The 13,494-nt window shown below is 71.6% G+C and carries 11 protein-coding genes; 8 read left to right on the forward strand and 3 right to left on the reverse strand.

Annotated features, from left to right (window positions below; translation table 11 throughout):
• Positions 1 to 88 precede the first annotated feature (88 nt).
• Entirely contained in the window at positions 89 to 1,009 is a 921-nt protein-coding gene (locus ABT114_RS26970; protein ID WP_351145440.1) for an SDR family oxidoreductase, read from the forward strand.
• Between the two features lie 102 nt (positions 1,010 to 1,111).
• Here the strand turns inward: ABT114_RS26970 and ABT114_RS26975 are convergent, their stop codons facing one another.
• On the reverse strand, positions 1,112 to 3,511 hold the full coding sequence (locus ABT114_RS26975; protein ID WP_351145441.1) for an ATP-binding SpoIIE family protein phosphatase: 2,400 nt from the start codon (positions 3,509 to 3,511) through the stop codon (positions 1,112 to 1,114).
• Positions 3,512 to 3,714: 203 nt separating this feature from the next.
• Between ABT114_RS26975 and ABT114_RS26980 the strand changes: the two genes are divergently transcribed.
• The 3 genes from ABT114_RS26980 to meaB are packed head-to-tail and all read left to right on the forward strand — an operon-like array spanning position 3,715 to position 8,688.
• Entirely contained in the window at positions 3,715 to 5,523 is a 1,809-nt protein-coding gene (locus ABT114_RS26980; RefSeq protein WP_351145442.1) for a methylmalonyl-CoA mutase family protein, read from the forward strand.
• Positions 5,523 to 7,697 carry a methylmalonyl-CoA mutase gene (gene scpA / locus ABT114_RS26985; protein ID WP_351145443.1) on the forward strand — a complete coding sequence of 725 codons (2,175 nt, stop codon included), beginning with the start codon at positions 5,523 to 5,525 and terminating at the stop codon, positions 7,695 to 7,697. The genes ABT114_RS26980 and scpA overlap by 1 nt, the downstream gene beginning before the upstream one ends.
• Before the next feature lie 4 nt (positions 7,698 to 7,701).
• Positions 7,702 to 8,688 (forward strand): methylmalonyl Co-A mutase-associated GTPase MeaB, encoded by a 987-nt coding sequence (gene meaB, locus ABT114_RS26990; protein WP_351145444.1) that lies wholly within the window; start codon positions 7,702 to 7,704, stop codon positions 8,686 to 8,688.
• A gap of 7 nt (positions 8,689 to 8,695) precedes the next feature.
• Here meaB and ABT114_RS26995 read toward each other — a convergent pair whose 3' ends face one another.
• Positions 8,696 to 9,481 carry a hypothetical protein gene (locus tag ABT114_RS26995; protein WP_351145445.1) on the reverse strand — a complete coding sequence of 262 codons (786 nt, stop codon included), beginning with the start codon at positions 9,479 to 9,481 and terminating at the stop codon, positions 8,696 to 8,698.
• A 96-nt stretch (positions 9,482 to 9,577) separates the two neighbouring features.
• Entirely contained in the window at positions 9,578 to 9,721 is a 144-nt protein-coding gene (locus tag ABT114_RS27000; RefSeq protein ID WP_351145446.1) for a hypothetical protein, read from the reverse strand.
• 236 nt (positions 9,722 to 9,957) lie between these two features.
• Between ABT114_RS27000 and ABT114_RS27005 the strand changes: the two genes are divergently transcribed.
• The 4 genes from ABT114_RS27005 to ABT114_RS27020 all read left to right on the forward strand — a co-directional run bounded on the left by ABT114_RS27005 (position 9,958) and on the right by ABT114_RS27020 (position 13,494).
• Positions 9,958 to 11,130: a PucR family transcriptional regulator gene (locus tag ABT114_RS27005; RefSeq protein ID WP_351145447.1), complete on the forward strand. Its 1,173-nt coding sequence runs from the start codon at positions 9,958 to 9,960 to the stop codon at positions 11,128 to 11,130.
• Positions 11,131 to 11,197: 67 nt separating this feature from the next.
• Positions 11,198 to 11,869: a lipoprotein gene (locus ABT114_RS27010; protein ID WP_351145449.1), complete on the forward strand. Its 672-nt coding sequence runs from the start codon at positions 11,198 to 11,200 to the stop codon at positions 11,867 to 11,869.
• A gap of 266 nt (positions 11,870 to 12,135) precedes the next feature.
• Positions 12,136 to 12,543, forward strand: coding sequence for a hypothetical protein (locus ABT114_RS27015; RefSeq protein ID WP_351145450.1), 408 nt, complete (start codon positions 12,136 to 12,138; stop codon positions 12,541 to 12,543).
• A gap of 6 nt (positions 12,544 to 12,549) precedes the next feature.
• Complete coding sequence (locus ABT114_RS27020) at positions 12,550 to 13,494, forward strand: hypothetical protein (protein ID WP_351145451.1); 945 nt, start codon at positions 12,550 to 12,552, stop codon at positions 13,492 to 13,494.

Genomic DNA, 13,494 nt, shown 5'->3' on the forward strand with positions numbered 1-13,494 from the left:
TTCGGACGATGGAGTCACCGCTCCCGGCGCCTGGCGAAGACGCCGGTCCGGAGCCGGCCCACGTCTTCGTTCATCCAAGGAGTGCACCATGCGTGTCTTCGTCACCGGCGCAACCGGGTTCATTGGTTCCGCCGTTGTGCGCGAGCTCATCGGCGCCGGGCATCAGGTCGTCGGCCTCGCCCGCTCGGACACGGCCGCCGCGTCACTGAGGGAAGCCGGGGCCGAGGTCCATCGTGGTTCCCTGGACGATCCCGACAGCCTGAGGAGCGCAGCGACCGCCTCGGACGGCGTCGTTCACCTTGCGTTCAAGCACGACTTCGCCGCCCTCGCGAGCGCGGGCGCAGCCGATCTGAGTGCCATCGAGACGATCGGAACCGCCCTCGCCGGCTCCGGCAAGCCCTTCGTGGTCAGCTCCGCAATGCTGGCGGTCACGCCGGGGCGCGCGACAACGGAGGAGGATCCCGCGGACCCTAGGTCGCCCGGGGCACACCGGGTGGCGTCGGAGAACACGGCGATCGCGCTGGCCGAGCGCGGGGTGCGGTCGTCGGTCCTCCGTCTCGCGCCATCCGTGCACGGCCGGGGCGACCACGCCTTCGTCCCGGCCCTGATCGGCGTTGCGCGCGAGAAGGGTGTCTCGGCCTTCATCGGCGACGGCGTCAACCGATGGGCGGCCGTGCACAGGATCGACGCGGCGCGCCTGTTCCGGCTGGCCCTGGAAGACGCGCCGGCGGGTGCACGCCTGCACGGGGTCGGTGACGAGGGTGTGCCGTTCCGGGACATCGCCGAGGTCATCGGGCGCCACCTGGACCTGCCGGTCGTGGGCATCTCCCGCGAAGAGGCCGACGCCCACTTCGGCTGGCTCGCCCACTTCGCGTCGGGCGACTTCCCGGCGTCGAGCACGCTCACCCAGAAGCTGCTGGGTTGGCGTCCCGTGCAGCCCGCGCTCATTCCGGACCTCGACGGAGGTCACTACTTCGACGAAGGGGCGCTTCGCACGCCAACTCCGTGAGGTCGGACCGCACCGGCCGGCCTACAGAACATCCCGGGCGTGTTCAGCGCGCCCCCGCGTCGGCGGTGGTGCCCCGGCCGGGGCCGCGCCCCGTGCGCTCTGTCATGGGGAGCCGACCGGGAGGGGTTGTTCGGCCCAGATCGTCTTGCCGTGGGGAGTCTGGCGGGTGCCCCAGCCCTGGGTGAGCCGGGCGACCAACTGCAGTCCTCGTCCGCCTTCGTCATAGGTGCGGGCGCGGCGCAGGTGGGGAGCGGTGCTGCTGGCGTCGGAGACCTCGCAGATCAGGGTCTGGTCCCGGATCAGGCGGAGCCCGATGGGGACGGCTCCGTAGCGGATGGCGTTGGTGACCAGTTCGCTCACGACCAGTTCGGTGATGAACGCCGCGTCCTCGAGCCCCCAGATCGCGAGCTGACGCGTGGCCTGGGCCCGGGCGTCGGCCACCACCGCGGGGTCGGACGGCAGGGCCCACACCGCGACCTGGTCGGCGTGCAGGGCCCTGGTGCGCGCGAGCAGCAGGGCCACGTCGTCGACCGGGCTCTCCGGCAGCAGGGCCTTGAGGATGCCGTCGCAGGTGACCTCCAACGAGGACATGGAGGAGCTCAGGGCTTCACGCAGGCGCTCCAGACCGAGGCTGATGTCGTGGCCGCGGGACTCGATCAGGCCGTCGGTGTAGAAGGCGAGCAGGCTTCCCTCGGGCAGTTCCAGCTCGGTCGACTCGAAGGGCAGGCCTCCGACGCCCAGGAGCGGTCCCGGGGTCAGCCGGAGCACCTGGGCCGTGCCGTCGGGGAGCAGCACGATGGGCGGGACATGGCCGGCGCTGGCCAGGGTGCACACGCGGGAGACCGGGTCGTAGACGGCGTACAGGCAGGTCGCACCGACCTCACCGCTGTCCGGCTCGTACCAGGCGAGGCTGTCGCTGCCCCAGGTCAGGTGGGTGACCAGGTCGTCGAGATGGGTGAGCAGTTCGTCCGGGGGCAGGTCCACGTCGGCGAGGGTGCGCACGGCGGTGCGCAGCCGCCCCATGGTGGCGGAGGCATGGATGCCGTGACCGACCACGTCGCCGACGACCAGGGCGACACGGGTTCCCGACAGGGGGATGACGTCGAACCAGTCACCGCCCACTCCGGCCCCCGTACCGGCCGGCAGATAGCGGTGGGCCACCTCGACGGCCGCCTGCCTGGGGAGGTCGCGGGGCAGCAGACTGTGCTGGAGAGTGAGTGCGTTGACGCGTTCGCGGGTGTAGCGGCGCGCGTTGTCCACGGCGACGGCCGCCCGGCCGGCGAGTTCCTCGGCGAGGGACAGATCGTCCTGCTCGAAGGCCTTCGAGCCCTCCATGCGGATGAAGACCGCGACACCGAGGGTGCTGCCTCGCGCACGCAGCGGGACGGCCATGACCGAGTGGATGCCGTACTCCTGAACGCGGACGAACCTCGTCGCGTGGTCGGCGATCCAGCGCCCGAAATCGGGGTCCTGCACGCCGCTGATCAAGGGTTTCCCGCCTGCCAGGGCCCGAGCGGGGGGTGAGAACGCGGGGTAGGTGTCGAGCGCGCCGACTTCGATGGCGGCTTCGGGTACGCCCTCGGTGGACGACTGGTGCGCGACCCGGCGCAGGATCACGCCGGCGGCGACCGAACCTGCGGCGGGCTCCTGTCCGCGGGCCACGGTGTCGAGGAGATCCACGCTGACGAAGTCGGCGATCCGCGGAACGGCCAGGTCGGCGAGCTCCTGGGCCGTGCGGGTGACGTTCAGCGTGGTGCCGATACGGCTGCCTGCCTCGTTCAGCAGGGCCAGGCGCTGCCGGGCCGAGCGCTGCTCGCTGCTGTCGAACGCCGCCGTGCCGACACCTACCACCCGCTTCGTGGCGGGGTCCCGGACGGGCCACAGTTCGATGATCCAGGAACTACGCCGGCCGGACGGCGGAGCCGGGGCGGAGCGCTCGTAGCGCATCGGCTGCCCCTCCTCGGCGACCCTGCGTACGCAGCGCAGGAGCCCCTGGTCGGCACGGCTCGCGTAGGCCGGGTCCGGATACGGCGACGTGCCGAACGCCGCCGCGTTCGGCTGCCATGCGCCGGAGGCGGTGGAATAGGTGGACAGTGCGATTGAGGACTGGGTGTAGGCCCATTCCATGAGCGTGCGGTCCCGCTCCGACACGACCGCGGCGGTGGTGGCGGTCACGAGGAACCCCTCGGCTGTGTCGTCGGCACCCAGCGTGGGATGGACGTGCAGGGACACCTCTACGTGGTGGCCGTCCCGGTGCCGGAGTACCGCCTTGCCGGTCCACTCGTGGGATCCGGCCGGTGAGAATCCCGTCACCTCGGGGGTGTTCCCCGCGACCAGGAGGTCCGCGGCGGCGCGTCCCACCACCTCCGGCGCGTGATGGCCCAGCAGCCGCCGGGCCGCCTCGCTCCACCCCGTGACGATGCCCTCCAGGCTCATGGTGGCCGCGGCAACGTCGGGCGACCACACATAGTGACCAGATCCCTGATCAGAAACGGTCATCATATCTCAATTCACACCATTGGTGTTACTCACAGTTCTAGCGTGCCCCGCCGGGGATGTTTTCGAACAAGCCAGACTCGCCGGTACGGCGGCCGGGCACCTGCCTCGCCCCCACACACAGGAGAGCCAGGTCACATTCCAGTCGAGGGCAAGGTCACAGCCGTGCCCCCTGCTGCTCCTTTGTTGATCTGGCCTAGCATCCGAGCATGACGGTCCTGCCTGACGACGGGCTCTCGCTGGCCGCCGAGTTCCCTGACGCGACACATGAGCAGTGGCAACGCCTGGTGGCGGGTGTCCTGCGCAAGTCGGGCAAGGACGTCTCGGGCGACGCAGCCGAGGACACCCTGTCCACCGCCCTCGAGGACGGGTTGCTCACCCGGCCCCTCTACACCGCGCGCGACGCCGCGCCGGATCCTGGCTTCCCCGGGTTCGCGCCGTTCGTACGCGGCGGCCGAGCCGAAGGGAACACCACCGGCGGCTGGGACGTACGCCAACGGCACACCACGGCGGACAACGCCGCCGTCCTCACCGACCTGGAGAACGGCGTCACCTCGCTGTGGCTCGCCGTCGGTGACGGCGGTGTCCCCGTGGAGTCGCTCGGCGACGTGCTCGACGGTGTCCTTCTCGACCTGGCTCCGGTCGCCCTCGACGCGGGGGGCGAGGTCGAGCCGGCCGCACGTGAGTTGCTGCGCCTGTACGGCGAGCGCGGCGTCGCCAAGGACGCGGCGCGCGGCAGCCTGGGGGCGGACCCGCTCGGCCATGAGGCCCGTACGGGTGAGGAGCTCGGCTTCTCCCCCGTGGCCGGGCTCGCGCGGCTGTGTGCCGAGGAGTACCCGGGGCTGCGGGCGCTGACCGTGGACGCGCTGCCGTACCACGAGGCCGGGGGCTCGGCCGCGCAGGAGCTGGGCTGCTCCCTCGCGACCGGTGTCGCCTACCTGCGCGAACTGACCGAGGCGGGGCTGAGCGTCGAACAGGCCTGTGCGCAGTTGGAGTTCCGCTACGCGGCCACCGCCGACCAGTTCCTGACCGTCGCCAAGCTGCGCGCCGCGCGCCGGCTGTGGGCGCGGGTCGCCGAGGTGTGCGGGGCGCCGGGCGGGGGCGCGCAGGTGCAGCACGCCGTGTCGTCGCCGGTGATGATGTCGCGCCGCGACCCGTGGGTGAACATGCTGCGCACCACGGTCGCCACGCTGGCTGCCGGGGTCGGCGGTGCCGACTCCGTCACCGTTCTGCCCTTCGACCAGTCGCTCGGGCTGCCGGATGCCTTCGCGCGCCGCATCGCCCGCAACACGTCGACCATCCTGGTGGAGGAGTCGCACCTGGCGCGGGTCATCGACCCGGCGGGGGGCTCCTGGTACGTGGAGCGGCTGACGGACGAACTCGCCGGTGCCGGCTGGGAGTTCTTCCAGTGGATCGAGGGGATCGGCGGTCAGGCGGCCGCCCTGCGCTCCGGGCGGCTGGGCGAGGAACTCGCCGCCACCTGGGAAGCACGCAGCGCCAGGCTCGCCAAGCGCCGCGAACCCATCACCGGCGTCAGTGAGTTCCCCCACCTCGCCGAGCGGCCCGTCGAGCGCGAGGCCGCGCCCGAGCGGCCGTCCGGCGGGCTGCCGCGCGTACGGCGCGACGAGGCTTACGAAGAGCTGCGCGCCCGCTCCGACGCCCATCTCGCCGCCACCGGGTCCCGACCGCGCGTCTTCCTCGCCCCGATCGGGCCCGCCGCCGCCCACACCGCACGGACGACGTTCGCCGCCAACCTCTTCCAGGCGGGCGGCATCGAGCCCGTCACCGACGGGACCTTCGCGGACAGCGGCGCCACCGAGGTCTGTCTCTGCTCCAGCGACGCGCTGTACGAGGAGCAGGCGGCGGCCGTGGCCGAAGAGCTCAGGTCGGCGGGCGCCTCGCATGTGTTCCTCGCCGGTCGCCCCGGGCAGTATCCCGGGGTCGACTCGTACGTCTTCGCGGGCTGCGACGCCGTGGCCGTGCTGTCCGCGACCCTCGACCGCATGGGAGTGTCCTGATGGGAATCCCCGACTTCTCCGGGATCGAACTGGGCAGCCCGACTGTCGACGGCGGCGCCGACGAGTGGCGCGACGCCCTCAAGACGGCCGCCGGCGGGGACGACCTCCTCTGGGAGACCCCGGAAGGCATCGCGGTCAAGCCGCTGTACACCGGCCGTGATCTGGAAGGCCTGGACTTCCTGGGGACGTACCCGGGCATGGCGCCGTATCTGCGCGGGCCGTACCCGACGATGTACGTCAACCAGCCCTGGACCATCCGCCAGTACGCGGGCTTCTCCACCGCCGAGGAGTCCAACGCCTTCTACCGGCGCAATCTGGCGGCCGGTCAGAAGGGCCTGTCGGTCGCCTTCGACCTGCCCACCCACCGCGGCTACGACAGCGACCACCCTCGGGTGACTGGTGACGTCGGCATGGCGGGCGTGGCCATCGACTCGATCTACGACATGCGGCAGCTGTTCGACGGCATCCCGCTGGACAAGATGTCCGTGTCGATGACGATGAACGGCGCCGTGCTGCCGGTGCTGGCGCTGTACATCGTGGCGGCGGAGGAGCAGGGTGTGCCGCCGGAGAAGTTGGCCGGGACCATCCAGAACGACATCCTCAAGGAGTTCATGGTCCGCAACACCTACATCTATCCGCCGAAGCCGTCGATGCGGATCATCTCCGACATCTTCGCCTTCACCTCGCAGCGGATGCCGCGCTACAACTCCATCTCCATCTCCGGCTACCACATCCAGGAGGCGGGCGCGACGGCCGACCTGGAGCTCGCCTACACGCTCGCGGACGGCGTGGAGTACATCCGGGCCGGGCGGGAGGCGGGCCTGGACGTGGACGCGTTCGCGCCGCGGCTCTCCTTCTTCTGGGCGATCGGCATGAACTTCTTCATGGAGATCGCCAAGCTGCGGGCGGCCCGGCTGCTGTGGGCGAAGCTGGTGAAGCAGTTCGACCCGCAGAACGCCAAGTCCCTTTCGCTGCGCACGCATTCGCAGACCTCGGGCTGGTCGCTGACCGCCCAGGACGTGTTCAACAACGTCACGCGTACGTGCGTCGAGGCGATGGCGGCGACCCAGGGCCACACGCAGTCGCTGCACACCAACGCCCTCGACGAGGCCCTCGCGCTGCCCACCGACTTCTCGGCGCGCATCGCCCGCAACACGCAGCTGCTGATCCAGCAGGAGTCCGGCACGACCCGGGTCATCGACCCGTGGGGCGGCAGCGCCTACGTCGAGAAGCTGACGTACGACCTGGCCCGCCGGGCCTGGCAGCACATCCAGGAGGTCGAGGAGGCGGGCGGCATGGCCAAGGCCATCGACGCGGGCATCCCCAAGCTGCGCATCGAGGAGGCCGCGGCCCGCACCCAGGCCCGCATCGACTCCGGGCGCCAGCCCGTCATCGGAGTCAACAAGTACCGCGTCGACAGCGACGAGCAGATCGACGTGCTCAAGGTCGACAACTCCTCCGTACGCTCCCAGCAGATCGAGAAGCTGCGGCGGCTGCGGGCGGAGCGGGACGAGAGCGCGTGCCGGGACGCGCTGGACGCGCTGACCCGGGCCGCCGGGGGCGACGGCAACCTGCTGGAACTCGCGGTGCGCGCGGCGCGCGCGAAGGCCACCGTCGGCGAGATCTCCGACGCCCTGGAGAAGGTGTACGGGCGGCACGCGAGCCAGATCCGTACGATCTCCGGCGTGTACCGCAACGAAGCAGGCGAGTCCCCGTCCGTCGACCGCACCCGCGCGCTGGTGGACTCCTTCCAGGAGGCCGAGGGGCGTCGGCCGCGCATCCTGGTCGCCAAGATGGGCCAGGACGGCCACGACCGCGGCCAGAAGGTGATCGCCACCGCCTTCGCCGACCTCGGCTTCGACGTGGACGTCGGCCCGCTGTTCCAGACGCCGGGCGAGGTGGCCCGCCAGGCCGTCGAGGCGGACGTGCACATCGTCGGGGTGTCGTCGCTGGCCGCCGGGCACCTCACCCTCGTACCGGCGCTCAAGGAGCAGCTCGCCGAGGAGGGGCGCGAGGACATCATGATCGTGGTCGGCGGGGTGATTCCGCCGCAGGACGTGCCGACGCTGCTGGAGATGGGCGCGGCGGCCGTGTTCCCGCCCGGGACGGTGATCCCGGACGCGGCGTACGACCTGGTGCAGCGGCTGTCGGCCGATCTCGGGCACGGCCGCTGAGCCCATGGCGATCGACCTCGACACGTATGTGAAGGGTGTCCTCGACGGGAAGCGGGCGATCGTCGCCCGCGCCATCACGCTCGTCGAGTCCACCCGGCCCCAGCACCGGGCGCTGGCCCAGGAGTTGCTGACCGAGCTGCTGCCGCACAGCGGCCGGGCGCGGCGGATCGGCGTCAGCGGGGTGCCGGGCGTGGGCAAGTCCACGTTCATCGACGCGTTCGGCACCATGCTGACCTCGCTCGGGCACCGGGTCGCGGTGCTCGCCGTCGACCCGTCCTCCAGCCGGACGGGCGGGTCGATCCTCGGCGACAAGACGCGCATGGAGCGACTGGCCGTGGACCCGGCGGCCTTCGTACGCCCCTCCCCCACCGCCGGCACCCTCGGCGGCGTCGCCAAGGCCACGCGCGAGTCGATCGTGGTCATGGAGGCCGCGGGTTACGACGTCGTCCTGGTGGAGACGGTCGGCGTCGGCCAGTCCGAGACGGCCGTCGCGAACATGGTCGACTCCTTCCTGCTGCTCACTCTCGCCCGCACCGGCGACCAGCTCCAGGGCATCAAGAAAGGTGTCCTGGAGCTCGCCGACGTCATCGCCGTGAACAAGGCGGACGGGCCGCACGAGCGCGATGCCCAGGCGGCCGCACGGGAGTTGGCGGGTGCACTGCGGCTCATGCACGGCAAGGACGCGGTCTGGGCGCCTCCGGTACTGAGCTGCAGCGCGCGCGAGTCGACCGGCCTGGACACCGTCTGGGAGCGGCTGGAGCAGCACCGCACCCTGCTGGACTCGACCGGGCGGCTGGCGGCCAAGCGGCGGGAGCAGCAGGTCGACTGGACCTGGTCGATGGTCCGCGACGAACTCCTCGGCCGCCTGCACGCCGACCAGGTGGTACGCGCACTCGCGCCCGGACTGGAACAGCAGGTACGGGACGGGGAGTTGACGGCGACGCTTGCGGCGGAACGCATCCTGGACGCGTTGGACGAGCGGGGCCGCTGAAAGAACGTCAGCGCCAGGGCCGCAGCCCAGCCAGCTGGGACCAGGTCTCGCGGGCAGCCTTCCATGCGGCGTCGGTGTCGTCCTGCCGGGGACGCAGTTCCTCTTCGAGGCGCTGGTATTCCTGGTCCCCTGCGGCCCGCTGCTGCTGCAGGGCCGCCTTGAGCTCCTGGATCGTCGCGCCGAGTGCCTCCGCTTCGTCGCGGCGGTCGCGCCAGAACCTCTCGTCCCTCTTCACCTGGGTGTATATCAGGTTCGCGAAGCGTTCGACCTGGCCCCTGCGGTAGGCGGGATGAGGATATTCCGCTCCGTCCATGCCGTCTGCCCAGGTCACCCGCAGGAAGGTGGACTCGCGGCCCAGCGGGCGTGGCTCGACGGTCAGTCCCGTCAGGCGCACGGTCCGGCGCAGGACCTGAGTCGTCTCCCCCTCCATGAGCCGTGCGTCGACGAAGCGAAGTTCGTGCTCGTGGAGGACCAACTCCCCCAGATCGTCGACCTTGTCACCGGGCTCGTACCGCACCAGCTCGCTGTACTGGTGCTCGAGCCGGAGCAGTTGTTCCGTCGTCCGGCCGACATCCCGCATCGTGGCGGCCTTGGCGCGGGACAGTGTCCGGGCGATCTCGCTCTTCACCGTATGCCGGTGCGAGCGGGCCCCACGCAGGGTTGCCCGCGCCTCCCGGTACTGCCCCTGCCAGGATATCGAGTACCGCCACTTCTCCCAACGGGCCGGATAGTGTGCCCACCAGACGAGCGCCCCCGCCACCACGAACAGCGCCCCCACGACGAAGCTCTCCACCGGCCGTTCTCCTCTCCCCGGGGGTTGGTCCGCGTCACACGTCCTACCCCGTGGGAGCCGCTCTCAGCCCGGAGGAACCGCCCCGCGCCGAGCGTCCTACGTCGCTGTCGCCTCCGCCGCCGCCCGTCCCGCCTGGCGGCCCGAAACGAGAGCGGCGGCGGCCGCCCCGGCCAGTACCCCGCCCGTCACGGTCAGGGCGCGGCGGCGGGTGATCCCGGTGGGGGGTGCGGGGTTCTCCATGGACTGCCTTCCGGGACGGGACGGGCGGGAGACACGACGGGGCACAGAGGCGTCCGAGGTCAAGGGGGCCACTGGAGTTCAAGGGACTGCAAAGGCTGTTCCTCCGAGAACCGCGCTGTTACCGTCGGTAGCCCACAGGAAACCAGCTCGTCACAGCACTGCGGTAGTGGCCGGGCGTCAACGTGACCACCGCTTCGTTGTGGCCCGGCGACAGCGCCCGGACGGAGAGGGGGCACATGACCGTCGTCCACGGACCCGAGCCGGTCGCCGCGATCCTGCGGGCCATGGCCGCTGACACGGACGTGTGCGGCGAGCTCGTCCGCGCGGCCCGAACCCGCTCGCCGGAGCTGGCCCGGCTCACCGAGGCGGAGACCCGCTCGCACGTCACCGCGATGATCCGTGCGGCCGGTTCCTGGTTCACCGCGCTCGACCGGGTCGAGGCGGTCGAGGAGCAGGACTTCACCGCCGCCCTGCTGCTGGGCGCGGACCGCGCCGTCCAAGGGGTGCCGGTGACCGCCGTCCTGCGGGGCGTGCAGGCCGCGCTGACCCGAGCGGTGGAGATCACCATGGACCGCTGCCGATCGGTGGGCGTCTCCGACGGCGTACTCCTCTTCGTGGTGCTGCGGCTGAAGGAGTACGGCGACGCGGTCGAGCGGCATGTCGTCCACGGGTACCGCGCCGCGGAGGGCACCGCACACGGTGGAGCCGAGGAGGCCCGCACAAGGCTGCTGCGGCAGCTGCTGGTGGGCGGACTCGTCCCGGCCGACGAGGAGTTGGCACGGGCAGGGATCCGGCCGAACGCCGAGGGGCTGCTGTACTGCTTCGTCGCCGACCCGGCTCACCCGCACGCGTCCCGGTCCCCGCGCGCGGCCACGGCACGACTGGACGGACACCTGGCGGGTCTGTGCCCCCGCCCGCCGAGGGCCGAGGAGGTCCCGTCGGGAAGCCTCGTCGTGATCGCACCGGCCGCTCCGCCGGCCGGGCTGCGCGCGTGGTACCGGCTGTGCGTCCGCGCCGTGGACGTCGGCAGGAGACAGGGACGGCACGGGCTGTACGACGTCACCGACTTCGCCGCCGAGATCGCGCTCGCCGATCAGCCGCTCCTGAGCGCCCACCTCAGCCGCCGCCTCCTCGGCGCACTCGATCCCGCCGACGGCTTCCACCGCCAACTGGCCATCACCGCGCTGACGTTCCTCGACTGCGGACACCGCCTGGACCAGACCGCGGCCGCCCTGTTCACCCATCCGAACACCATCCGCTACCGGCTCGGCCGGCTCCAGCAGGTCACGGGCGGTTCACTGGTCGACCTCCCGTCCGACGGAGGCTCCGGCCCGGTGCACGCGCTGCACTGGTGGTGGGCGTTGACCACGTGGCTGCGGGCGGACGGGGAGCCACCCGCGCAGCCCTAGCCCGGCCCCCGGCCCCTGTCCTCGCCTCGGATACGCTGTCGCGTCTGGACCGAGGGGAGACACGGGAATGCGGGTCGGGGCGGGAAAGCGGGCGTGGCACGGGTTGGCCCCTGTGCTGGTGCTGGTCGGGGCGTTGACGGCGTGCGGCCAGGGCCAGGACGGGGAGAAGAACAGCAAGGCCTCGGCGAAGTCGTCGGCGGTCGCGGAGTCCGGCGGTACGAGTGGCACGGTCGCCGAGAGCGGCGGCACCATCGGAGCCGACGGATCGGCCTGTGAGCTGCCCGTCACCTTCGATCTCGCCCGGCAGTGGAAGGCGGAGGCCATCGACAACGGAGCCGCCGGCAGCGAGGAGCTCGGCGACATGATCCTGCGCCAGGGTCCGGTCGCCGCCGTGTGCGAGATCGACGCCAAGCCGGCCGGGAACATCGGTTTCCTCCGCGTCTTCACCGGCGCCCCGGGCGACGCCACCACCCGTTCCGTCCTGGAGGCCTTCGTCGCGGACGAGGGAAAGGTGAGCGCGGAGAAGTACGCCACGTTCAAGGCGGGTGGCCTTGAGGGCATCGAGGTGAAGTACCTCTACACGAGCGAGCTCCTGGACGAGACGAAGAAGGAGAGCGCCCTCGCCGTCTCCACGTCCGACGGACCGGTCGTCCTCCACCTCGGCGGGATGGACACCGAGGAGCACGAGGCGATGCTGCCGGCCCTCGAACTCGCCAAGCGCACCCTGCGCGCCGCCTGAGACCCGGCTGGGGCGCCCTGTCCCGGAGTCGCTCGTCAGTCGCGGCTCCAGATGCCGAAGGGCAGGTCCGGCCTGAGGCCTTCTCCGGGACACGGCAGCGCTCCCCCCTCGCTGTGACGTCTGCGACCGTCGCGCACAACGGCCGTCGGCCCAGTATGCGGGGGCACGTTGCCGTCGGTGTGCGAACTCCTCGAAACCTGGGGCCTGGCAGGGCCGTTGCGTGCGAAACTCGGGACTCCTGGCGCCGTACGCGAGGTGGGTGGGACATGAGCGACGAGAGCGCGACGGAGGAGGCGGCCCGGGAGATCCTGGCCCAGCTGCCCCGGCTCGTGGGCACGGACGCTCCCCGGATCACCGCGGCGATCGAACGCGCCCTGTCCTTGTCGGACCCCGGTTCGAGACGAGAAGCCCTCCGTCAGGCGCTGCGCTCGGATGTCCGGGTCCGGACCTGGGTCGAACAGCGGCTCGACGAGGGCTCCGGGCGGACCGATCCTCCCGCCGGCTACGGGTACCAGCCGCTCGCCGGGAATCCGATCGGCGCCGCTGAGGCCACCAAGTTCGAGTGCCGCAACCCGAGTTGCCCCCAGCGGGACACCTGGTGGCGCAGTTTCCTGGGAGAGGCGGTCCCGCGCTGCTCGGGATGCACCCGTCCCCTCAGCCGTGCCTCCGAGTGAGGCGCGGTGACGACGTTCTGGGGTGCCGCCGCCGGGAAGCTGGTCGAGCGGTGGCTCGCGACGGGGCTTGCCGCATCGGTCTACTGGCTCGTGATGCTGACGGCGTGGGCCCTGGGTCGGACGCACCCCAGGAAGTCCCTGGCCGAGGCGCTCGGTTCGGTGGGCACGATGCGCACCGGCGAACAGATCACGCTGCTGCTCCTCGTGCTGGTCGGACTCGGCGGATCAGGGCTGCTCATACGGCAGTTGACGATGCCCACGCTGCGCCTCCTCGAGGGGTACTGGCCCCGGTTCCTGGCGCCCGTCGGCACCCGGCTGTCCGTACGGCACGCTGAACGGCGTGCCGCCGACTCGCTCGCCTGGAACGCTCTGCACGCCCGGCTGGTCGGGGCACCCTCGGCCGCCGGACTCCCGCCCCTCACCGCGGTGGAACGTCTCGGGTACGCCCGGCTCGAAGCGTCACTCCGCTGGAGCCCGCGTGAGCCGGAGCTGGCGATGCCGACGCGCGTGGGCAACATCCTGCGCGCCGCCGAGGCCGAGCCGCTGCACAAGTACGGGCTGGACGCGGTGCTGCTCTGGCCTCATCTGTGGACGGTGCTGCCCGAGTCGCTGCGGCAGGACCTCGGCGCCGCCCGGCAGCGCCTGGACAACGCCGTGACCGCGGGCCTGTGGTCACTTCTCGTACTCCCCGCCGGGTACTGGACGCCGTGGGCCCTGCTGGCCGTGCCGGCCGTGTACGGCGCCTGGTGCCGGCTGCTGCCGCGCGCCTGCCTGGACTACGGCATCCTGTTGCAGGCCTCCTTCGACCTGCACCGTCAGGAGCTCTACCGTGCCCTGCGCCACCCCTTGCCGCCCGACGCGGCGGCGGAGCGGGCCGCCGGTCTGCGGCTGACCGCCTACGTCTACCGCGGCTCCGACGACCCCGCCATGGTGTTCGACTCCGGTTCCTGA

The organism is Streptomyces sp. NPDC002088, from assembly GCF_040296605.1.
Lineage (GTDB): Bacteria > Actinomycetota > Actinomycetes > Streptomycetales > Streptomycetaceae > Streptomyces.

Bases quoted from the DNA above. Each gene is read 5' to 3' on its own strand.
- ABT114_RS26970 (WP_351145440.1), top strand. From the start codon at position 89: ATGCGTGTCTTCGTCACCGGCGCAACCGGGTTCATTGGTTCCGCCGTT.
- ABT114_RS26975 (WP_351145441.1), bottom strand. From the start codon at position 3,511: ATGATGACCGTTTCTGATCAGGGATCTGGTCACTATGTGTGGTCGCCC.
- ABT114_RS26980 (WP_351145442.1), top strand. From the start codon at position 3,715: ATGACGGTCCTGCCTGACGACGGGCTCTCGCTGGCCGCCGAGTTCCCT.
- scpA (WP_351145443.1), top strand. From the start codon at position 5,523: ATGGGAATCCCCGACTTCTCCGGGATCGAACTGGGCAGCCCGACTGTC.
- meaB (WP_351145444.1), top strand. From the start codon at position 7,702: ATGGCGATCGACCTCGACACGTATGTGAAGGGTGTCCTCGACGGGAAG.
- ABT114_RS27000 (WP_351145446.1), bottom strand. From the start codon at position 9,721: ATGGAGAACCCCGCACCCCCCACCGGGATCACCCGCCGCCGCGCCCTG.
- ABT114_RS27005 (WP_351145447.1), top strand. From the start codon at position 9,958: ATGACCGTCGTCCACGGACCCGAGCCGGTCGCCGCGATCCTGCGGGCC.
- ABT114_RS27010 (WP_351145449.1), top strand. From the start codon at position 11,198: ATGCGGGTCGGGGCGGGAAAGCGGGCGTGGCACGGGTTGGCCCCTGTG.
- ABT114_RS27015 (WP_351145450.1), top strand. From the start codon at position 12,136: ATGAGCGACGAGAGCGCGACGGAGGAGGCGGCCCGGGAGATCCTGGCC.